The organism is Bacillus pacificus (genome assembly GCF_020861345.1).
In the GTDB taxonomy this organism is placed as follows: Bacteria; Bacillota; Bacilli; order Bacillales; family Bacillaceae_G; genus Bacillus_A; species Bacillus_A pacificus.
The window spans coordinates 1,134,661-1,155,127 of record NZ_CP086328.1; the positions used below are offsets into that span (position 1 = coordinate 1,134,661).

Consider the following 20,467-nt stretch of genomic DNA (forward strand, 5'->3'; position numbering starts at 1 on the left):
TAACGAGAGGAGGGAAGCATATGAAACCATTTATGCCAAAACTCGTTTACTTTGAACCGAAGGCACTGGAATATCCACTTGGAAAAGAGCTGTATGAGAAGTTTACGAAGATGGGACTAGAGATTCGTGAAACGACATCCCATAATCAAATTAGAAATTTGCCGGGTGAAAATGATTTGCAAAAGTATCGTAATGCAAAGGCAACGCTTGTCGTTGGGGTGAGGAAGACATTAAAGTTTGATACGTCAAAGCCGTCAGCTGAATATGCAATTCCGCTCGCAACAGGATGTATGGGACATTGTCATTATTGTTACTTGCAAACGACACTTGGGAGTAAGCCTTACGTTCGCGTGTATGTGAATCTTGATGAAATATTTGAGAAGGCACAGCAATATATGGATGAAAGAGCACCTGAAATAACAAGGTTTGAAGCTGCTTGTACATCAGATATCGTTGGGATCGATCATTTAACACATGCATTAAAGCGCGCGATCGAATTCATTGGAGAAAGTGAGCATGGGCGTTTACGTTTCGTTACGAAATATTCGCACGTTGATCATTTGTTAGATGCAAAACATAACGGGAAAACTCGTTTCAGGTTTAGTATTAATTCACGGTATGTAATTAAAAATTTTGAGCCAGGGACGTCACCGTTTGAAGAACGAATTGAAGCGGCTCGTAAAGTAGCAGGCGCGGGTTATCCGCTTGGTTTTATAGTTGCGCCGCTTTATATGCATGAAGGATGGGAAGAAGGATATCGTGAACTATTTGAGCGACTGTATAATGCATTAAAAGATTTGTCGATACCGAATTTAACATTTGAATTAATTCAACATCGCTTTACAAAACCTGCAAAAAAGGTCATACAAGAGCGTTATCCGAATACAAAGCTTGAAATGGATGAAGAGAAGCGAAAATATAAATGGGGACGGTACGGCATTGGGAAATACGTATATAAAAAAGATGACGCAGCAGTATTAGAAGAAACAATAAGAGGTTATATACATGAGTTTTTTCCTGATGCAGAAATACAATACTTCACTTAAGAGGAGTCTGTATGCAAATACAGATTCTTTTTGTTTTATATATTTAGGCTTGTTTTCAACTTGTCACGTTATTCTTTCTGGTGTATCATTTTATTGATTGCTTCGTACGGAATGAGCAAAATGAAATTGGATGGAGGAAACCGATGCCTACCCCTAGTATGGAAGATTATATTGAACAAATTTATTTGTTGATTGATGAAAAGGGTTATGCCCGCGTATCTGATATTGCTGAAGCGCTTAGTGTACATCCATCCTCTGTAACAAAAATGGTGCAAAAATTAGACAAAGATGAATATCTAATTTATGAAAAATATAGAGGGCTTGTATTAACATCAAAAGGTAAAAAAATCGGAGAACGTCTCGTATATCGTCATGAATTGTTAGAGCAATTTATGCGTATTATCGGTGTGGATGAAAGTAAGATTTACAATGATGTAGAAGGAATTGAACATCATTTAAGCTGGGAAGCAATTGATCGCATTGGTGATTTAGTGCAATACTTTGAACAAGATGAGGTTCGAGTGGAAACACTTCGTGGCGTTCAAAAAGCAAATGAAGAGAAAAGTAATTAAGGGGAACGTAAGTCGTTTCCTTTTTTATTTCAATCGAAAAGGATGGGAGAATTATGAAAGCAATTATTTTTGATTTTGATGGATTAATTGTGGACACAGAAACAATATGGTTTCACTCTTTCAGAGACGCCGTTCGTGAGTACGGTGGGGAGTTACCTTTAGAAGAATTTGCAAAGTGTATTGGAACGACAGATGATGTACTGTATGCATATTTAAATGAGCAATTAAAAGAGAAGTTTAACAAGCATGCATTAAAAGAAAAAGTGAAAATTTTACATAAAGAAAAAATGAAAACACCAGAAGCTCGTGACGGGGTAAAAGAATACTTACAAGAAGCGAAAGAAATGGGATTAAAAATCGCGTTAGCATCTAGTTCATCTAGAGAATGGGTGATTCCTTTTTTAGAAGAGCTACAAATTCGAGATTATTTTGAAGTTATTAAAACGAGAGAAGATGTTGAAAAGGTAAAACCAGATCCAGCACTTTATCAAATTGCGATAGAAGATTTAGGGATTGATCCGTCTGAGGCTGTTGTATTTGAAGACTCGTTAAACGGATTGAAAGCAGCGATTGCAGCAGGGTTAACGTGCGTCGTTGTACCTAATGATGTGACACGTAATTTACCATTTGCAAATCATCATCTTCGAATTGAAAGTATGAAAGATAAAAGCTTGAAAGAAGTACTGCAAAATATAAAGAAAGACCGTATTTCCTAAAAGGAAGCACGGTCTTTCTTTTTGTTTTTTTTACCTTCAATGACAGTTAAATGAGATTGTTTTCTTTTTCGCTTTAAAGAAGAAAGATTCCCTTTTTTCCCTTTGTCATTAGAAGCGTTTGATTTAAAGAAAGAATTGCTTAGGGGTGCTACGTTTTGTTTCCCGTGTTTGCGGCTCGATTGTTTTGCAGCACGCTTATATGAGCTTTGCGAATTTGCTGAACCGCTAGAGTTTGTAAACATTTTGTAGAGTAAATAAAAGATACCAACGACAGCCAACATGATACCAATATTTCTTAACACTCCCATTGGATCTGTAATGACAGATGAAACAAGGCCGAATATTGCTAATCCGATAATAAGCACAAATATAGCGAAAGTAAACGAACGACCGTTCATAAGGAACACCTCCTAAAAACATATATTAAAATTAGTATATTAACGATGAGGAAAGGAGTTGAACACCATTTTTAAATAATTATTGTTTGTTTTCTAAACGTAATAATTCTTCAAACGATGCAATGGCTACTTCCACTTGATCATCTGTTGGTTCTTTCGTTGTTAATAGTTGTAGCCATAATCCGGGATATCCAAGTATGCGTAATACTGGAATATCGCGTAATCGATTTGTAAATTGTAACACTTCAAAAGAAATACCGAGAACGACTGGAATTAATAAAATTCGGTTTACCACTCTGGCCCAAAGTGGATCTGTAGGGACAAGGAAATAAACAAACATTCCAATAATGACTGTAAATATAATGAAGCTACTGCCACAACGATAATGAAGGCGAGTTTGTTTTTGAACATTTTCTACAGTCAATGAAAGATTATTCTCATAGGCATTAATGACTTTATGCTCCGCACCATGGTACTGAAATACCCGCTTAATGAGTGGCGTTAAAGAAATAAAGTATATATAGCTCAATAATAGCATGAGCTTAATGACACTTTCGACAATGATTTGCCCTGTATGAGATGGGAAAATCGGTCTCGTTAATTCAGCTAGTAATGCAGGAACTGCTGTGAAAATGACTTTACCAAATATGAAAGATAAAACGCCAACTGCTGCAACTCCTAATACCATCGTTAACTTCGATTGTTCTTCTTTTTTATTTGCAATTTGTTCATCTTCTTCTGGGTGAACATCAAATCGTTCTGAAGCAAAGTTTAAATGTTTTGCCCCGTTCGCGCTTGCATCCACAATAGCGGCAATCCCTCGTAAAAATGGAATTTTTTTCAGGATAGATAATGCTTTATTACGAACGCGTGGTAATCGATAAAATTCAATCGATTTATCTTTACGACGAACCGCTGTAACAGTATATTCTCTACCGCCAAACATAACTCCTTCTATGACTGCTTGCCCGCCATATATTTGTTTTGACTCTTCTGCCATGTTAACACCAACCTGTATTTGTTTCTCTCTTATGTAGAAAAAGAGGCAATTGTCATACTGGGTTCTGTCGTTTTGAAATAAGACAATCACCGAGTTTCCTTTATTTTATCGACAAATACAAGTAGATGACAAGGAAAAATGTTACGAGAGTCGGACATTTCTTATTCTTTTTATAGACAAATTTCGCAGTATTTAAACATGGTTCAAAATAGTTTCGGGCATACTATTGAGCGGAGGTGTCGATGTGAGTCAAGAACAATTAGGAACAAGGAATTTTGTACAAATTGGTTTATTCGGTGGACTGTTTTGGGGAGGGATATGGTATTTCCTTCATATATTTTCATTTACAGAAGCGGGACCGAACTATTTATTATTACCATTTGCCTTTGGAAGTTGGAAAGAAGGGGTATGGGGAAATGTGTCAGGAATTGTTTGTATGGGACTACTTTCGATTTTAATTGCCTTTTTGTATAAAGCGTTTTTGGCAAAGTTTGAAGGAGTTCTTCCAGGGATGATTTATGGTCTATTTTGGTGGGCGTTACTATTTTTCGGAGTGGGGTTAATAGCGCCTGCTATTAAAAGTGCACTCCATTTACCGAAAGAAACAATTGTGACGACGATATGCATTTTTATATTGTATGGTGTGTTTATAGCGTACTCTGTTTCCTATGCAGTAAATACAAATAAAGCTGGGCGAGAAGGAGAAGAGAAGACAAACTATTCAAATAAGTAACTCCTATGTTAAAATGTTATATAGATATTTAATATTAAGGAGTTTTAAACATATGAAAAAGGTACTCCTCGTAAACGGTCCTAACCTAAATCGCCTCGGTGTCAGGGAGGTAAATGTATATGGAAAGGGCACGCTAGCGACACTTGAAGCAGATATGAAGCAAGAAGCAGAAACAATGGGAGTGGAGTTAGAATGTTTCCAATCGAATCATGAAGGTGCGATTATCGATCGTATTCATGAGGCGGAAGATATATATGAAGGGATCATTTTAAATCCTGGAGCATTTACGCATTATAGCTATGCGATTCGAGATGCAATTGCAAGCATTTCGATTCCTGTTATTGAAGTACATATTTCTAACATTCATCAGCGTGAGTCGTTCCGTCACGAATCTGTGACGGCAGCTGTTTGTGCGGGACAAATTGTTGGATTTGGTTTTTATGGCTATAAGTTAGCGTTATTTGCATTAATGGAGAAATTGAGGGAGGCATAAAGTAATGGAGAAAATCGAAAGATTAAGAAGTGCATTTGATGAGGCTGGTATTGACGGTATTTTGTTAACAAATGAACATAGTCGTAGATATATGGCTAACTTCACAGGAACAGCTGGTGTTGTACTCATTTCGAAAAATCGCGCTCAATTTATTACAGATTTCCGTTACGTAGAGCAGGCTACTAAACAAGCGGTTGGATACGAAATTGTACAGCATGCAGGATTAATTATTGATGAAGTTGCAAAGCAAGTGAAAGAATTAGGAATTCAAAAGCTTGGCTTTGAGCAAGATACTCTTACATATAGTTCTTATTCAGCTCATAAAGAAGCGATTGATGCTGAATTTGTCCCAACTTCTGGGCTTGTAGAAAAGTTACGCTTGATAAAGACTGATTCAGAGATTAAGATATTAAAGGAAGCTGCACAGATTGCAGATGCTGCCTTTGAACATATTCTATCATTCATTCGCCCGGGAGTATCTGAAATTGAAGTGTCAAATGAACTTGAATTTTTCATGAGAAAACAAGGAGCAACATCTTCTTCGTTTGATATTATCGTTGCTTCAGGTCTTCGTTCGGCATTACCGCACGGCGTGGCATCTGAAAAAGTGATAGAAACAGGAGATTTCGTTACATTAGACTTCGGCGCTTATTACAAAGGATATTGCTCTGATATTACTCGTACGATTGCAGTTGGTGAACCATCTGATAAATTGAAAGAAATTTATAATATCGTTTTAGAAGCACAATTACGTGGTGTGAACGGTATTAAAGCTGGTTTAACTGGCCGTGAAGCGGATGCGTTAACGCGTGATTACATAACGGAAAAAGGATACGGTGAATACTTCGGACATTCTACTGGTCATGGAATCGGTCTTGAAATCCATGAAGCACCAGGTTTAGCATTCCGTTCTGATACAGTGCTTGAACCAGGTATGGCTGTAACAGTAGAGCCAGGTATTTATATTCCAGGTATTGGCGGCGTACGTATTGAAGATGATATCATTGTGACAAGTGAAGGTAATGAAGTAATTACGAAATCACCAAAAGAACTTATTATTTTGTAATACACAGGAGGATTTTTTTACATGATTTCAGTAAACGATTTTCGTACAGGTTTAACAATTGCAGTGGATAATGGCCTTTGGCAAGTACTTGATTTCCAACACGTAAAGCCAGGTAAAGGTGCTGCATTCGTTCGTTCTAAACTACGTAACCTTCGCACAGGTTCTGTTCAAGAGAAAACATTCCGTGCTGGTGAGAAAGTGGAAAAAGCACACATCGAAAACCGTCGTATGCAATACTTATACGCAAGCGGTGAGTCTCACGTATTTATGGATAACGGAACTTATGAGCAAATCGAACTTGGTGAAAAACAAATCGAGCGCGAGCTTAAATTCCTAAAAGAAAACATGGAAGTATCTATTATGACTTACCAAGGCGAAGTACTTGGTGTTGAACTTCCAAACACAGTTGAATTACAAGTTACAGAAACAGAGCCAGGTATTAAAGGTGATACTGCTTCTAACGTAACAAAACCAGCTACATTAGAAACTGGCCTTGTTGTACAAGTACCAATCTTCATTAACGAAGGCGAAACACTTATCATCAACACTGGTGAAGGTAAATACGTTTCTCGTGCATAGTAGAAAAGCACTCGTGATTATCACGAGTGCTTTTTTTATAGAAAATAGGGCAAATAATAAATAGTAGTTATTATAAAACTGAAAGCTGTAAGACTAGCAGCACCTGTTGTGTAAGGACCCCATGTCATTTGAAAAGGTTTTACCGTACCTGTTTTATATATAGTGTGATCAATGTTGTTATTTTGATTTATATTTAAAGCAATGAGCCAAATTGCCCCGAATATTGCTAAACTACCAAGAAAAAAGGCCTCCATGAATGACCAGCCGACCAATGATGAAAAAAGATAAATAAGAGCTACTTCTACTACGACTGTTAAACTAATTTTTAATCTCTTCATATTTTTCCTCCTCACCCTGTAATTCCAACCAGTTTAAAAAATTTTTACGTGACACGACATGTAGAGAGCAAGGTGACTTTACTTCTTTCTCTAGCGTAGCGTGTTCATCTGGAAACTTGTTTTCCACATGCAATGAAATATAAGGGAGTTTTTCTTGTGCTTTTAACGAGCGAATATTATTCGTTTTAGCACCAGCAAATACGTAGGAAAGTTGTAAGTCTAAAAAAGCAATCTTAAAAATTTCTTTTTTAGCAGCCTCATTATATCCTTTTCCCCAGTACGGATAGCCGAGCCAACTACCAATGTGAGATTGTTTCTTCTCGTAATTAATATGTTTAAGTGTGGTGAGACCAATTATTTCATTCTCTTCATTTACAATCACTCTCGATAAAGACTTCTTTTGGCGTTCTTCTTCTATGGCGAAAAGAAGGAATGCTTTCGTGTCTTCGATTGTTTCTACTTTTATTCCTAATGCGTTTTTTACATGTGGATCACTTGATAGCTTGAAAATCACATTTGCATACCGGAAATCGAGTGGTAATAAAGTAACTCGTTGCATCATTTTCCCTCCTTTTCAATAAATATACCATAAAATACCATAATTATTAAGAATGTTCAAATTATTATAGGCGGTAGATAAAAATTATGTTTTTAATTCTGAAATAGACAACCTCTGCATATGGTTGTACAAATATATTCTTTTTTGGAGTGCAGCACTAGTAACCGTTATGGGAGAGGGTGGGAGAATGAAACAGTGGCTAGCGGCAATGGAAACATCCGTGCTTGTTATGGGAGCACTTCGATTATTTTCAGGTAGTGCGGAAATATTTGCTGCTTTGCTTATGCTTTATGTGAATGATGCAAAGAAAGCATTGTTTATAAATAGTATGTTGGCGTTTGTTGGACCGACCGTATTAATTTTAACAATGACAATAGGTATAGCGAGTGTGGCAAGCGAGATTTCTTTCTTGAAACTCTTTTTTTTAACGCTTGGAATTGGCTGCATTTTTATCGCGTTGTTGAAATAAGTAAGTCGAGTATAGTGGGGCGAAGCTGATGAAAGAAGTATTAGAAGTTTTACCGAAAACGATGAAGCAGTTAGTGGAAAGTTGTAAGCAGTACGATGCTCTAGAGGAAATCCGTGTTCGAATTGGAAGACCGCTAGAGTGTATTGCTCATGGTGAAGTGTTTTTTTATGACTATGTCGTTACAGCAGATGATGCTATTTACTTATTGAATAAGTTAAGTCACTTCTCAATTTATACGATGGAAGAAGAATTAAAGCGTGGGTATGTGACACTTCGAGGTGGGCATAGAATAGGCCTAGCAGGAAAAGTCATTACAGAAAAAAGCACAGTGAAAATGATTCGAGATGTCTCTTCTTTTAATATTCGTATTGCTCGTCAAAAAATAGGCATTGCTGAACCACTTTTACCGTATTTGTATGAATCACGATGGTTAAACACGATGGTAATTGGCCCGCCACAAACGGGAAAAACAACACTTTTAAGAGATGTAGCGCGTTGCATGAGTCAAGGTGTAAGTACTTCGGAAATTCCTTCTTGTAAAGTCGGGATTGTTGATGAACGGTCAGAAATTGCTGGCTGTGTGAAAGGCATCCCGCAATATGACTTTGGCACACGAGTAGATGTGTTAGATGCATGTCCAAAAGCTGAAGGAATGATGATGATGATCCGTTCTATGAGCCCAGATATATTAATTGTGGATGAAATTGGCCGTAAAGAAGATAGTGAAGCAATTATGGAGGCTGTACATGCAGGGGTTCAGCTTTTTATAAGTGCACATGGATTTTCCTATGATGATGTTGTGAAACGCCCATCATTAAAGGCAGTGCTAGAGCTCGGCATTTTTGATAGGTTTGTGGAATTGTCAAAAGCAAGAGGGCCAGGAACAGTTATGCAAGTGAAAGATAAATATGGAAAACCGGTATTACCTCATAGAAAGGCTGAGGGCGTATGGTGAAAATATTTGGTGCAGTGTTAATCGTTGCGGTCAGCACCTTTTTCGGGTTTTCATACGCCAAAAGATACAGTGAGAGACCGAGGCAACTTAGATTATTAAAAGCGGCACTGCAATCATTAGAGGCAGAAATTATGTATGGGCATACACCGTTGTCTGAAGCCGCTGAGCGATTAGTGAAACAAATGCCGAAGCCGTTAAATTGGATATTTCAAAGTTTCGCTAGCAGGCTAGAAAGTGGAGAACAAACAGTTAGAGAAGCTTGGATAGATAGTTTGAAAGAAAATTGGAAGCTAACAGCATTTCAACAAACGGAGTATGAGATTTTGCGGCAATTTGGTGAAACGCTCGGACAACATGATTGTGAATCACAACAAAAACATATTCGCTTATGTATTACACATTTAGAGAGAGAAGAAGAAGAAGCGAAAGCATTACAACTGCAATATGAAAAGATGATTAAGAGCTTAGGAGTACTAGCGGGGCTACTTATCGTAATTTTACTGCTATAGGGGGGAGAAAGGCGATGTCCATTGATGTTGGATTAATATTTCAAATCGCCGGAATCGGCATTGTTTTAGCTTTCATTCATACTGTACTAAAAGAATTAAAGCGTGAGGATATTGCAAATTGGGTTATCCTCGTCGGTTTTGTCGTTATTTTATTTCATGTCGCATTTTTAATTAATACACTATTCGACAAGATTAAAAGTGTCTTTCTCTTCCAGTAAAGGGGGCGGTTCGAATCGAAATTATACAAATTGTCGGATTAGGCCTCGTTGCTACGTTTTTAGCAGCTGTATTGAATCAGCATAAATCTAGCATTACGTCATTATTTATTGTGTTCGTAGGTAGCGTAATGTTCCTTCTTTTAATTGATCAAATTCACGCTATTTTACAAATGATTGAGAGAGTAGCGAGTGAAGCGAAAGTTAGCAACGTATATGTAGAAACGTTGCTAAAAATTATTGGGATTGCTTATATCGCTGAGTTTGGAGCGCAAATTACAAAGGATGCAGGGCAGGGGGCAATCGCTTCGAAAATTGAATTAGCTGGAAAGATTTTAATTCTCGTTATGGCGATCCCTATTTTGACGGTTGTAATTGAAACTATTCTCGGATTTTTACCGACGGGATAAGGGGGAGTGAATGTTGAGGGGGTTTGGAGCTAAGCTGCTATTTGCTTGCTTCCTTTTCTTTTCTTTACCGGTTGTTGTACAAGCTTCTCCTGTAGAGACAAACGTCGTTGATCAACAATTGGATAAGCTCGGAATTGAAGATGTGAAGCAATTTTGGGACGGGCTTGTTACAAAATATGGAGGTTACTTACCAGAGAGTCAAAAAGGTAGCTTTATGGAGTTTGTAAAGGGAGAAAAAGAAATTTCTATAAAAGAGTGGATGCTAGGTTTATTAAAGTACTTATTTCACGAGCTTGTTGCAAATGGGAAACTACTTGGAACGCTCATTATGCTCACAATTTTTAGTGCATTATTGCAATCACTGCAATCGGCATTTTCAAAGAGTAGCGTAAGTAAAATTGCCGATGCGGTTGTATATATGGTACTGATTATTTTCGCTTTAAATAGCTTTTATGTCGTTATGACATATGCAAGAGAAACGATACAAACAATGGTAGATTTCATATTAGCGTTATTGCCTATCTTGCTTGCACTCATAGCGACAGGCGGTGGTGTTGTATCCGTATCGTTTTTTCATCCGATTATCATCTTCTTAATGAATACGAGTGGACTTTTGATGAATTATATCGTTCTACCACTTTTATTACTTGCAACGATATTAAGTATTGTAAGTACGATGAGTGATCAATATAAAGTTACGAAATTGTCCAAGCTTCTGCAAAACGTTAGCGTCGGGATTATCGGTATCTTTTTAACGATTTTTTTAGGCGTATTATCTGTACAAGGAACAGCGACAGCTGTTGCTGATGGAATTGCTGTGAAAACAGCTAAATTTGTAACAGGAAACTTTATTCCCGTAGTAGGAAGAATGTTTACAGAGGCGGCGGATACAGTTATTAGTGCGTCGGGATTATTAAAAAACACAGTCGGAATTATCGGACTCGTCATTCTATGTTTAATTGTCGCTTTTCCAGCGATTCAAATTTTTTGCATAGCATTTATTTATAAGTTCGCAGCAGCAGTATTGCAACCAGTTGGCGGCGGAGCAATTATTCAATGTTTAGATATCATTGGACGGAGCATTATTTATGTATTTGCTTGCTTAGCTATCGTATCGTTTATGTTCTTTTTAAGTATCACAATTATTATTGCTGCGGGGAATATTACACTTATGATGCGGTAGGAGGTGAAGAGTATGCAATTTGTTACAGAGTGGATTCGAAATATTATCGTTTTTTTGCTCTTAGCGACAATGCTTCATCTTATTCTTCCAAATTCTAATTTGCAAAAGTACGTTAAATTCGTTGTAAGTCTATTATTAGTTGTTTTAATTTTAACGCCTCTATTTAAACTATTGCAAACAGATGTAAATGAAGTAATCGCAAATTTTAATGAAGAGAAGTACGTAGCAGAAGGATCCGTAAAAAATTCAATAGATTCGAAGAAAAAAGAAATACAAGCTCTAACACGTGCATATAGTTTAGAAGAGATGGCTACCAAAATGAAAAAAGAAGTAGGAAAAGAGTTTGAGAAACAGTATGGTATGTCAGTCTCTGAAATACAAATAGTCGCAGCGGAAAGCACAGCGGAAGTAAAGTCAGCGAAAGATATTCAATCTGTTGTTGTGACGTTGAAAGAAAAAGAGCGTAGTAAAAATGATGCAATCGAAACAGTAAAACCAGTTGAAATTAACACGAAAGAACCACCGAAAAAAGTAGAGGAAACGAATGGAGAAATGAAAGACTTCTTTTCAAGCAGGTGGCAACTAGAGAATAAACAAATCCAAGTTCAAATGGAAGGGAGGACAGGTAGAGTAAATGGACAATAAAGATAAAAATTCGAAGTTCTCATTTTTTCGAAACTTATTGAATGGAGATGAAAAAGAAAGTAATGAGAAGGGAAAAAAGGTAACACCTAAGTTCTTACTTGTCCTACTCATACTTGGAATGTTGCTTATGTTTTCTAGTAGTTTTTTTTCAAGTAAAAAAGAAGAAGTACCTGTATTTAAAGAACAAAAAACTCAAAACCAAGAAAAAGACGTACCAACTTTTGGACAAAAAAATAATGATAATATGTCAAATGTAGAAAAATATGAAAAAGCGTATGAGCAAGAATTAAAAGCAGCCTTAGAAGAAATAGCAGGAGTAAAAGATGTAACGATTAATGTGAATTTGGACTCATCAGAGGAAAAAATATTAGAAAAAAATACAGTGAAACGTTCACAAACAACAGGTGAAACAGATAAAACAGGTGGCAAGAGGGAAGTAGAAGATGAGTCTCTTGATGAAAAGACAGTCATTATACGTGAAGGGGATAAAGAAACTCCCGTTGTTTTACGAACAGAGAAACCGAAAGTGCGAGGTGTTCTTGTTGTAGCAAAGGGAGTGGATAATATACAAGTTAAAGCGATGGTAAAAGAAGCTGTCATACGGCTGCTAGATGTACCAGCCCATCGCGTTTCAGTATCACCGAAAAATTGATAGGGAGGAAATAAAGTGTTAAAAAAACAAACGGTTTGGCTATTAACGATGTTGAGTTTAGTTGTTGTACTATCTGTGTATTACGTAACAACTCCAGAAAAAATGAATACAGCATCGCCGACAACAGGTGAAAAGATTGGACAAGAAAAACAAGGTACTGATAAAGCAGTAACAAATGAAGCACCTAAAGAAACGCCAAAAAAAGAGAATACAAGCAAGGAAACATCAAATAAAGAAACAAACAAAGAAACAGATAAAAAAGAGAGTGCTACAAAAGAAACAAGTAAAAAAGAAGCTAACGTAACAGTTCAATCAAGTGATGAGAATTTTACAGCGTTACGTATGCAAATGGAAGATCAGCGAAGTGAACAAAAAGCAAAATTACAAGAAGTGATGAGTTCAACAAAAGCTTCAGCAACAGAAAAAAATAAAGCGAAAGAAAATTTTGATGCCATTACGACAATGGAAACGAAGCAAGAATTACTTGAGACAGTAATTAAATCTCAAGGTGGATATAAGGATGCCCTTGTAAGAGCTGATGGAACTGACATTAAAGTGACTGTAAAAGCAGCAAAACATTCACAAAAAGAAGCGAATAAAATTATACAACTTGTAAGAAGTGAAGGCGGATCAAAAGATGTAGGTGTAAAATTTGATCCACCAACAAAATAAAACGAATAATCCGCGGGGAAATCCTCCGCGGATTATTCGTTTTTAAGACTCGGATTGTTTGAAAATAGTTAGATAAAGTGAAACTTTAATCATTGGGGTAAAAATAATAATAGAAAAAAACTATCATTTTCGATAGCTTTTTTCTGTTTCGTCTTTGTAATTGTTTTTACTATGTTCAACTCGGAACGGAGAAATACGCTGTGAGTAAAAGATTAGTGGTTCATGGTAGCGGTGATTACTTTTTCCAGATTTGACGTGGATGAAGAGAACGAATGCCCAGACCATTACGGCAGGTAAGAAGAGAATGAGCCATATCATATGTCCACACCTCGATACAATATATTTTCTACACTTTGAACATACTATTCTTATATGAAGGAATGATGAACGACGTGTAAACAAAAAAATAATATTTGGTAAAAATACGTTATTGACTATAGATGTGGCGAAGAGTAGAGAGGGAGTAGGGGGTTACTGTGTACAGTTTTGAATAAGTAGTGGATGTTTTTTAGGAAGTGGTCTTGCCAATTTCATGTGAAACTTGGTATTATTACTAGGTATTAAATTTTTATTGGGATAACATTTTTACAGGAATTTCGATTTATTATAAAGAAATATAAATTGGAATGTTTAAAAAATTTATCGTAAGATGGAAATAGTAACTATTTCTATTAGTAAATGAAATGCAGGATCTAATAGAGTGCATCGTATTTTTACAGTCAATCTAGTTTTTAGTGACGAGAAATCTGTAAAAACGGGACAAACAAGAGTATGGGAGTGGATTTTACATGTTTAAAATTCAAGAAGTTCGTGAATTAATTAAATTAATTGATAGCTCTAATATTGATGAATTTGAATACAAAAAAGATGGTACGACAATCAAAATGAAAAAGCGTGGTAATGAAGTTGTTGCGGTGCAAGCACCTGTAGCAAAACAAGCCGTGCAACCAGTAGCACCTGTTGAAGTTGAAACAACAGTAGCGGCAGCGCAAGTGGAAGTGCCAAAACAAGAAGAGAAAAAAGCTGTTCAGAATGAAAACCTACATAAAATTACATCACCAATGGTAGGTACATTCTATTCTTCTTCTTCTCCTGATACGCCTCCATATGTAAGTGTAGGGGATAGAGTATCGAAAGATTCTATCGTATGTATTGTCGAGGCTATGAAGTTATTTAACGAAATCGATGCAGATGTAGATGGAGAAATTGTTGAGATTCTTGTTAATAACGGACAGCTTGTTGAGTATGGACAACCGCTATTTCTTGTAAAAGCGTAATAAGGGAGTCTTTGTGATGATAAAAAAAGTATTAATAGCCAATCGTGGGGAAATTGCTGTACGAATTATTCGTGCTTGTAAAGAAATGGATATTGAAACAGTCGCAATTTATTCAGAAGCAGATAAAGAGTCACTTCACGTACAAATTGCTGATGAGGCGTATTGTGTAGGACCAACGATTTCGAAAGAAAGCTATTTAAATTTGACGAACATTATTAGTGTTGCGAAGTTAACAGGCTGCGATGCAATTCATCCGGGATACGGATTTTTAGCAGAGAATGCAGATTTTGCAGAATTATGCCGTGAGTGTAACTTAATTTTTATCGGTCCAAGTCCAGAAGCTATTTCAAAGATGGGCACAAAAGACGTTGCTCGTGATACAATGAAAGAAGCAGGGGTTCCGATTGTACCAGGTTCACAAGGAATTATTAAAAATACCGAAGAAGCGATCGAACTTGCGAATCAAATTGGATATCCTGTTATTATTAAAGCGACTGCAGGTGGCGGCGGAAAAGGTATTCGTGTTGCGCGCCATGAAGAAGAGCTTGTAAAAGGAATTCAAATTACACAGCAAGAAGCTAGTACCGCTTTTGGGAACCCTGGTGTATACTTAGAAAAGTACGTTGAAGATTTCCGCCATGTTGAGATTCAAATAATGGCAGATACACACGGAAATGCCATTCATTTAGGAGAGCGTGATTGTACAATTCAGCGCCGCTTGCAAAAACTACTAGAAGAAAGTCCATCACCAGCACTTGATGAAAATGTGCGTAAGCAGATGGGTGAGGCGGCAGTTAAAGCGGCGGTAGCGGTTGATTATACAGGTGCTGGTACGGTTGAGTTTATTTATGAATATAAAACGAAAAGCTTTTATTTCATGGAGATGAATACGAGAATCCAAGTTGAGCATCCAGTTACTGAAATGGTAACAGGGGTAGACTTAATTAAAGAACAAATTCTTGTTGCTTCTGGAGAAAAGTTATCGTTACAGCAAGAAGAAGTACAATTTAATGGTTGGGCAATTGAATGCCGAATTAATGCGGAAAACCCTGCCAAAAAATTTATGCCATCTCCAGGTAAAGTAGAAATGTACTTACCACCAGGCGGATTTGGTATTCGCGTCGATTCAGCTGTATATCCGGGATATTCAATCCCACCTTTCTATGATTCGATGGTTGCTAAATTAATTGTTCACGGAAAAACACGTGAAGAGGCAATTGCAAAAATGAAGCGTGCACTCAGTGAGTTTGTCGTTGAAGGCGTACATACAACAATCCCGTTCCATTTGCAATTGTTAGATCATCCTGATTTTGTAAAAGGTGAGTTTAATACGAAATTTTTGGAAGAGCATGAACTTGTGACGCAGTGATACATTAAAGGAGGTTTTTTTCATGGCTGAACATATGTTAGATATGGGTCAAGATACAACTCTTGGTAAAGTAGAAATTGCACCAGAAGTAATTGAAGTAATCGCAGGTATTGCAGCTGCTGAGGTAGAAGGCGTAGCGGCAATGCGTGGTAATTTTGCTACAGATGTTGTTGAGAAGTTAGGTAAGAAAAATCATGGTAAAGGTGTAAAGGTTGAATTAGCAAACGAAGATATTATCGTTGACCTTTATGTTGTGATGTATTTTGGTGTAGCAATTCCAGTTGTTGCACAAAAGATTCAAGACAACATCCGCCAAGCACTCTTTACAATGACAGGGCTTGAGCCAAAAGAAGTGAATGTTCACATCGTTGGCGTAACATTCGAAACACAAAAAACAGAAATCGAACCAGTGTAAGAATGAAAAAGGTGCCTAGTAACATAGGCATCTTTTTTATCGTTTCGTTTCTTCACAAATTACAACCCTCTAATTATTATACTATTTCAAAAAATGAGAAATAAAAAAGAAAATGTTTCGTTTTACCAAAAAACGTACATTGTGATAAGATATGGAACTTGAAGTTAATCTTTTTATTATTTTTCAGCCTTGTAACCCGTGTGTGAAACGATAAATTGTGTTATTATCATTGTATTATAAGGTTGGAAAATCAATGAAAACTGTAAGAGTAAGTGAATTGACGGCTTATAAATTATAATAATATAACAAAGCATAAGGAAAGACTTGAAGCATAAAGGAGAGTTACAATGAAACGTAGGACGGCTAGAGAAAGAGCTATGCAAGCATTATATCAAATGGATATTACAGGTGAATTAGAACCGAAAGTAGCGGTGGAAAACACGCTAGATGAAGGTGAAGAAACAAATGAGTTTCTAGAATCACTTGTAGTAGGTTTTGTAGAAAATAAAGAAGTAATTGATGAAGCGATTCGTCAAAACTTAAAAAAATGGAAGCTTGAGCGTATTAGTATTGTTGATCGCAGTATTTTACGTGTAGCTGTGTATGAAATGAAATATATGGAAGAAATTCCGCACAACGTAACAATTAACGAGGCAATTGAAATTGCTAAAACATTTGGGGATGAGGAATCTCGTCGTTTTATTAACGGCGTTTTATCTAATATAAAAGATACACTGTAATTTCTTTAAGGGGGAATCTTAAAATGGTAGCAGTAATCATCAAAGGAAATGAAGTTGCGGAGAAAAAACGAGCACAATTAACAGAAGAAGTTGTGAAGTTGAAAGAGCAAGGGATTGTACCAGGATTAGCAGTTATTTTAGTTGGAGAAGATCCAGCATCTCGTTCTTATGTAAAAGGAAAAGAAAAGGGCTGTGAACAAGTAGGAATCTATTCAGAGCTAATTGAATTTCCTGAAACAATTACGGAGGAGCGTTTGCTTGCTGAAATCGATCGCTTAAATGGAGATGACCGCATTAATGGCATATTAGTGCAATTACCTTTACCAAAACATATTGAAGAAAAAGCTATCATTGAAAGAATTTCACCAGAAAAAGATGTAGATGGATTTCACCCAATCAGCGTGGGACGTATGATGACGGGACAAGATACATTCCTTCCATGTACACCGCATGGTATTGTAGAGTTAGTAAAAGAAACAAATCTTGATATCTCGGGAAAACATGTTGTAGTAATTGGAAGAAGTAATATTGTCGGCAAGCCAGTGGGACAATTGTTCTTAAATGAAAATGCAACTGTCACATACTGTCATTCAAAGACGCAAAATATGAAAGAGTTAACGAAGCTAGCTGATATTTTAATCGTAGCAGTAGGACGACCTAAAATGGTAACAGCTGATTATCTGAAAGAAGGAGCGGTTGTAATTGACGTTGGTGTAAACCGTTTAGAAACAGGAAAACTTTGTGGTGATGTTGACTTTGACAACGTGTTAGATGTTGCAGGTTACATTACACCTGTGCCAAAGGGTGTTGGTCCAATGACAATCACAATGCTTCTTCATAATACTGTTGAATCGGCTAAGCGTGCAGGTGTCGTTTGTAAATAATTTGAGTCGGCTATGAGGAGAGAGAAATGGAGAAACAATATTTAACCGTTACAGCGTTAACACGCTATATAAAAACAAAAATAGAATATGATCCGCATTTACAGTCTGTTTGGTTAAAAGGTGAAATTTCCAACTTTAAAAATCATAGCCGTGGCCACATGTATTTTACATTGAAAGATGAAAATGCAAGAATCGCAGCGGTTATGTTTGCGGGTCATAATCGTAATATTAAATTCAGACCTGAAAATGGGATGAAGGTACTCGTGAAAGGGAAAATTTCTGTTTACGAGGCGAGTGGTTCTTATCAAATTTATATTCAAGACATGCAGCCTGACGGAGTCGGAAACCTGCATTTAGCTTACGAACAATTAAAGGTTCGTTTAGAGGAAGAAGGATTGTTTTCTCAAGTTTATAAAAAAACAATCCCTCCTTATGCGAAAACAATAGGTGTGATTACGTCACCAACAGGAGCAGCGATTCGTGATATTATAACAACGATTAAACGTCGTTATCCAATTGGAAATGTTATTGTGTTTCCAGTACTTGTACAGGGGGAGTCAGCAGCTCCCTCAATTGTACAAGCGATCCGTACAGCGAATGAAATGGAAGGGATAGATGTCCTAATCGTTGGGCGCGGTGGAGGTTCTATTGAGGAATTGTGGGCGTTTAACGAAGAAATGGTTGCAAGAGCTATTTTCAAGAGTGAGATCCCTATTATTTCAGCAGTAGGCCATGAAACAGACTTTACAATTGCGGATTTTGTTGCCGATTTAAGAGCACCAACACCAACTGCAGCGGCTGAGCTGGCAGCGCCTAATATTATCGAGTTACAAGAAAAGGTATTACAAAGAACTCTAAGGTTGCAAAGAGCAATGAGAGAGTTAGTACATAAAAAAGAAGAAAAACTACAAGTATTGCAAAAATCTTATGCGTTCCGTTATCCAAGACAAGTATATGAGCAAAAAGAAGAGCAATTGGATAGAGCGTTAGAACAGCTTGTGTTAGCGAAAGAGCGCTATATTGATAAAAAGGTAAATCAGTTAAAACAGCTTTCATTTTATTTAGAGAAGCACCACCCATCTCAAAAAATTATGCAAACGAAGGTAGCAGTTGAAACATTGCAAAAGCAATTGCAACGTGAAATGCAAACGTTACTCCAAACGAAAGAATTTGCCTTTGTAAGAGCTGCTCAAAAGCTTGAAGCGCTAAGTCCGCTTAAAGTAATGATGAGAGGGTACGGGCTTGTATATGATGAAGAGAAGCAAGTGTTAAAAAGTGTGAAAGATGTTAGCCTTGGAGATGCTGTTTCAGTTCAATTACAAGATGGAATACTAGATTGTAGCGTATCAGGAATAGAGGAGCGTGAATTGAATAATGGAAAATAAATTAAGCTTTGAAGAGGCAATTTCGCAACTTGAGCACCTCGTTTCTAAGTTAGAGCAAGGTGACGTACCTTTAGAAGAAGCAATTTCTTATTTTAAAGAGGGTATGGAATTATCTAAGCTTTGTGATGAGAAGTTGAAGAACGTACAAGAACAAATGGCAGTTATTCTTGGGGAAGATGGAGAGCTTGAACCGTTTACTGCTTTAGGAGATGAAGCATAGTGACAATTGCTTTTGATACTTTTTTGAAAGAAAGTAAAACTTTCGTAGAAGAGAAGCTTGTAAGCTATGCAAATGAATTACAATGTCCAAATGTACTTCGTGAAGCGATGGCATATTCTTTGGAAGCGGGTGGAAAGCGTCTCCGCCCGTTACTTTTATTTGCAACATTACAAGCGTTTGGTAAAGAAAAAAATCTTGGTGTAGGTGCAGCTTGTGCTCTTGAAATGATACATACATACTCGTTAGTTCATGATGATTTACCTTGTATGGATGATGATGATTTAAGAAGAGGGAAGCCCACAAATCATAAAGTATTTGGTGAAGCGATGGCAGTTTTAGCAGGAGATGGTTTGTTGACATATGCTTTTCAAGTTATTATGGCATATGAACAAAAGGAAATCTCTGCTGAGAAAAAAGTAAGACTTGTTCTTGAGCTTGCAAAGGCGGCAGGGCCAGAGGGAATGGTTGGCGGACAAGTAGCAGATATGGAAGCGGAAGGGAAACAGCTTACGATCGATGAGCTAGAGTATATTCATAAGCATAAGACTGGGAAACTACTTGAATTCGCTGTACTTGCAGGGTCGATACTTTCTAATGCTACAGAAGAACAGGAAGAAAAATTACTTGAATTTGCAAAATATATCGGCCTAGCTTTCCAAATTCGAGATGATATTTTAGATGTGGAAGGAACCGAAGAAGAGATTGGAAAACCGATTGGTAGTGATGTTTCCAACGAAAAGAGCACATATACGACGTTATTTACTGTAGATAGAGCAAAGGATATTTTAGAAGAAACGATTGCAAAAGCAAAAGATGCTATTAGTTCCTTGCAATTACAAGATGAATATTTACTATCTATTTGCGATTTGATTGCAAAACGTAATAACTAATATAACAGCGTTTTCATTTGTTGAGTCATTCATCATTTTATGATATAAATGTAGGAAAAGGTTTTTCTTTTCTTGTT

29 protein-coding genes are annotated in these 20,467 nt (G+C 36.8%); 24 read left to right on the top strand and 5 right to left on the bottom strand.

Annotated features, from left to right (window positions below; genetic code table 11):
- The first annotated feature begins 20 nt into the window (after nt 1-20).
- From splB to LMD38_RS05965, 3 genes are all read left to right on the top strand, one after another.
- Nucleotides 21-1,046 (top strand): spore photoproduct lyase, encoded by a 1,026-nt coding sequence (splB, locus tag LMD38_RS05955; RefSeq protein ID WP_000802119.1) that lies wholly within the window; start codon nt 21-23, stop codon nt 1,044-1,046.
- 143 nt (nt 1,047-1,189) lie between these two features.
- Nucleotides 1,190-1,618 (top strand): transcriptional regulator MntR, encoded by a 429-nt coding sequence (gene mntR, locus LMD38_RS05960; protein ID WP_001143076.1) that lies wholly within the window; start codon nt 1,190-1,192, stop codon nt 1,616-1,618.
- A 53-nt stretch (nt 1,619-1,671) separates the two neighbouring features.
- Nucleotides 1,672-2,334 (top strand): HAD family hydrolase, encoded by a 663-nt coding sequence (locus tag LMD38_RS05965; protein ID WP_000643921.1) that lies wholly within the window; start codon nt 1,672-1,674, stop codon nt 2,332-2,334.
- Here the strand turns inward: LMD38_RS05965 and LMD38_RS05970 are convergent.
- Together LMD38_RS05970 and LMD38_RS05975 are read right to left on the bottom strand one after the other, a co-directional pair.
- Complete coding sequence (locus LMD38_RS05970; protein ID WP_001014446.1) at nt 2,331-2,732, bottom strand: SA1362 family protein; 402 nt, start codon at nt 2,730-2,732, stop codon at nt 2,331-2,333. The genes LMD38_RS05965 and LMD38_RS05970 overlap by 4 nt on opposite strands.
- 79 nt (nt 2,733-2,811) lie before the next feature.
- A complete protein-coding gene (locus tag LMD38_RS05975; protein ID WP_000807112.1) occupies nt 2,812-3,732 on the bottom strand; it encodes a DUF1385 domain-containing protein in 921 nt (306 codons plus the stop codon).
- 244 nt (nt 3,733-3,976) lie between these two features.
- Between LMD38_RS05975 and LMD38_RS05980 the strand changes: the two genes are divergently transcribed.
- From LMD38_RS05980 to efp, 4 genes are read left to right on the top strand one after another with little or no spacing between them, the layout of a single operon-like run.
- The gene (locus LMD38_RS05980) at nt 3,977-4,465 is read left to right on the top strand and encodes a YqhR family membrane protein (RefSeq protein WP_000076899.1); all 489 of its coding nucleotides are present in this window, start codon (nt 3,977-3,979) and stop codon (nt 4,463-4,465) included.
- 52 nt (nt 4,466-4,517) lie between these two features.
- Nucleotides 4,518-4,958 carry a type II 3-dehydroquinate dehydratase gene (gene aroQ / locus LMD38_RS05985; protein ID WP_000757087.1) on the top strand — a complete coding sequence of 147 codons (441 nt, stop codon included), beginning with the start codon at nt 4,518-4,520 and terminating at the stop codon, nt 4,956-4,958.
- A gap of 4 nt (nt 4,959-4,962) precedes the next feature.
- Nucleotides 4,963-6,024 (top strand): Xaa-Pro dipeptidase, encoded by a 1,062-nt coding sequence (gene pepQ, locus LMD38_RS05990; RefSeq protein WP_000411052.1) that lies wholly within the window; start codon nt 4,963-4,965, stop codon nt 6,022-6,024.
- A 21-nt stretch (nt 6,025-6,045) separates the two neighbouring features.
- Complete coding sequence (gene efp, locus LMD38_RS05995) at nt 6,046-6,603, top strand: elongation factor P (protein ID WP_000626512.1); 558 nt, start codon at nt 6,046-6,048, stop codon at nt 6,601-6,603.
- Between the two features lie 35 nt (nt 6,604-6,638).
- Here the strand turns inward: efp and LMD38_RS06000 are convergent, their stop codons facing one another.
- Entirely contained in the window at nt 6,639-6,941 is a 303-nt protein-coding gene (locus tag LMD38_RS06000; protein WP_016718464.1) for a hypothetical protein, read from the bottom strand.
- Nucleotides 6,922-7,500 (bottom strand): GNAT family N-acetyltransferase, encoded by a 579-nt coding sequence (locus tag LMD38_RS06005; RefSeq protein ID WP_016718463.1) that lies wholly within the window; start codon nt 7,498-7,500, stop codon nt 6,922-6,924. The genes LMD38_RS06000 and LMD38_RS06005 overlap by 20 nt, the downstream gene beginning before the upstream one ends.
- A gap of 187 nt (nt 7,501-7,687) precedes the next feature.
- Between LMD38_RS06005 and LMD38_RS06010 the strand changes: the two genes are divergently transcribed.
- Genes LMD38_RS06010 through LMD38_RS06050 form a run of 9 tightly spaced genes read left to right on the top strand, consistent with a single transcriptional unit; the run spans nt 7,688 to nt 13,210 of the window.
- Nucleotides 7,688-7,969 (top strand): YqhV family protein, encoded by a 282-nt coding sequence (locus LMD38_RS06010; RefSeq protein WP_000816052.1) that lies wholly within the window; start codon nt 7,688-7,690, stop codon nt 7,967-7,969.
- Between the two features lie 28 nt (nt 7,970-7,997).
- Nucleotides 7,998-8,924 carry a stage III sporulation protein AA gene (gene spoIIIAA / locus LMD38_RS06015; RefSeq protein WP_016718462.1) on the top strand — a complete coding sequence of 309 codons (927 nt, stop codon included), beginning with the start codon at nt 7,998-8,000 and terminating at the stop codon, nt 8,922-8,924.
- Nucleotides 8,918-9,433, top strand: coding sequence for a stage III sporulation protein SpoIIIAB (gene spoIIIAB / locus LMD38_RS06020; RefSeq protein ID WP_062821987.1), 516 nt, complete (start codon nt 8,918-8,920; stop codon nt 9,431-9,433). Before spoIIIAA ends, spoIIIAB begins: the two co-directional genes overlap by 7 nt.
- Before the next feature lie 14 nt (nt 9,434-9,447).
- Nucleotides 9,448-9,651 (top strand): stage III sporulation protein AC, encoded by a 204-nt coding sequence (spoIIIAC, locus tag LMD38_RS06025; protein WP_000020914.1) that lies wholly within the window; start codon nt 9,448-9,450, stop codon nt 9,649-9,651.
- A gap of 23 nt (nt 9,652-9,674) precedes the next feature.
- Nucleotides 9,675-10,058, top strand: a complete 384-nt coding sequence (spoIIIAD, locus tag LMD38_RS06030; RefSeq protein WP_077317075.1) for a stage III sporulation protein AD — start codon at nt 9,675-9,677, stop codon at nt 10,056-10,058.
- Between the two features lie 10 nt (nt 10,059-10,068).
- Nucleotides 10,069-11,241 carry a stage III sporulation protein AE gene (gene spoIIIAE / locus LMD38_RS06035; protein WP_000943695.1) on the top strand — a complete coding sequence of 391 codons (1,173 nt, stop codon included), beginning with the start codon at nt 10,069-10,071 and terminating at the stop codon, nt 11,239-11,241.
- A gap of 12 nt (nt 11,242-11,253) precedes the next feature.
- On the top strand, nt 11,254-11,886 hold the full coding sequence (spoIIIAF, locus tag LMD38_RS06040; RefSeq protein ID WP_001161050.1) for a stage III sporulation protein AF: 633 nt from the start codon (nt 11,254-11,256) through the stop codon (nt 11,884-11,886).
- On the top strand, nt 11,876-12,538 hold the full coding sequence (gene spoIIIAG, locus LMD38_RS06045) for a stage III sporulation protein AG (protein ID WP_000368876.1): 663 nt from the start codon (nt 11,876-11,878) through the stop codon (nt 12,536-12,538). Before spoIIIAF ends, spoIIIAG begins: the two co-directional genes overlap by 11 nt.
- A 15-nt stretch (nt 12,539-12,553) precedes the next feature.
- Nucleotides 12,554-13,210: a SpoIIIAH-like family protein gene (locus LMD38_RS06050; protein ID WP_000914730.1), complete on the top strand. Its 657-nt coding sequence runs from the start codon at nt 12,554-12,556 to the stop codon at nt 13,208-13,210.
- A gap of 123 nt (nt 13,211-13,333) precedes the next feature.
- Here the strand turns inward: LMD38_RS06050 and LMD38_RS06055 are convergent, their stop codons facing one another.
- Entirely contained in the window at nt 13,334-13,528 is a 195-nt protein-coding gene (locus tag LMD38_RS06055; RefSeq protein WP_033678013.1) for a hypothetical protein, read from the bottom strand.
- Nucleotides 13,529-13,998: 470 nt separating this feature from the next.
- On the opposite strand from LMD38_RS06055, the gene accB reads away from it, so the two are divergent.
- From accB to ispA, 8 genes are all read left to right on the top strand, one after another.
- Nucleotides 13,999-14,487, top strand: a complete 489-nt coding sequence (accB, locus tag LMD38_RS06060; RefSeq protein ID WP_000472870.1) for an acetyl-CoA carboxylase biotin carboxyl carrier protein — start codon at nt 13,999-14,001, stop codon at nt 14,485-14,487.
- Nucleotides 14,488-14,503: 16 nt separating this feature from the next.
- Nucleotides 14,504-15,856: an acetyl-CoA carboxylase biotin carboxylase subunit gene (gene accC / locus LMD38_RS06065; protein ID WP_000592876.1), complete on the top strand. Its 1,353-nt coding sequence runs from the start codon at nt 14,504-14,506 to the stop codon at nt 15,854-15,856.
- Between the two features lie 22 nt (nt 15,857-15,878).
- A complete protein-coding gene (locus LMD38_RS06070; RefSeq protein ID WP_000807630.1) occupies nt 15,879-16,271 on the top strand; it encodes an Asp23/Gls24 family envelope stress response protein in 393 nt (130 codons plus the stop codon).
- 347 nt (nt 16,272-16,618) lie between these two features.
- The gene (gene nusB, locus LMD38_RS06075) at nt 16,619-17,011 is read left to right on the top strand and encodes a N utilization substance protein NusB (RefSeq protein ID WP_000830249.1); all 393 of its coding nucleotides are present in this window, start codon (nt 16,619-16,621) and stop codon (nt 17,009-17,011) included.
- Nucleotides 17,012-17,034: 23 nt separating this feature from the next.
- Complete coding sequence (folD, locus tag LMD38_RS06080) at nt 17,035-17,895, top strand: bifunctional methylenetetrahydrofolate dehydrogenase/methenyltetrahydrofolate cyclohydrolase FolD (RefSeq protein WP_000226727.1); 861 nt, start codon at nt 17,035-17,037, stop codon at nt 17,893-17,895.
- Between the two features lie 26 nt (nt 17,896-17,921).
- Entirely contained in the window at nt 17,922-19,280 is a 1,359-nt protein-coding gene (gene xseA / locus LMD38_RS06085) for an exodeoxyribonuclease VII large subunit (protein ID WP_000415266.1), read from the top strand.
- The gene (xseB, locus tag LMD38_RS06090) at nt 19,270-19,500 is read left to right on the top strand and encodes an exodeoxyribonuclease VII small subunit (RefSeq protein WP_000428423.1); all 231 of its coding nucleotides are present in this window, start codon (nt 19,270-19,272) and stop codon (nt 19,498-19,500) included. The genes xseA and xseB overlap by 11 nt, the downstream gene beginning before the upstream one ends.
- Entirely contained in the window at nt 19,500-20,390 is an 891-nt protein-coding gene (ispA, locus tag LMD38_RS06095) for a (2E,6E)-farnesyl diphosphate synthase (protein WP_000150362.1), read from the top strand. Before xseB ends, ispA begins: the two co-directional genes overlap by 1 nt.
- Nucleotides 20,391-20,467: the final 77 nt, after the last annotated feature.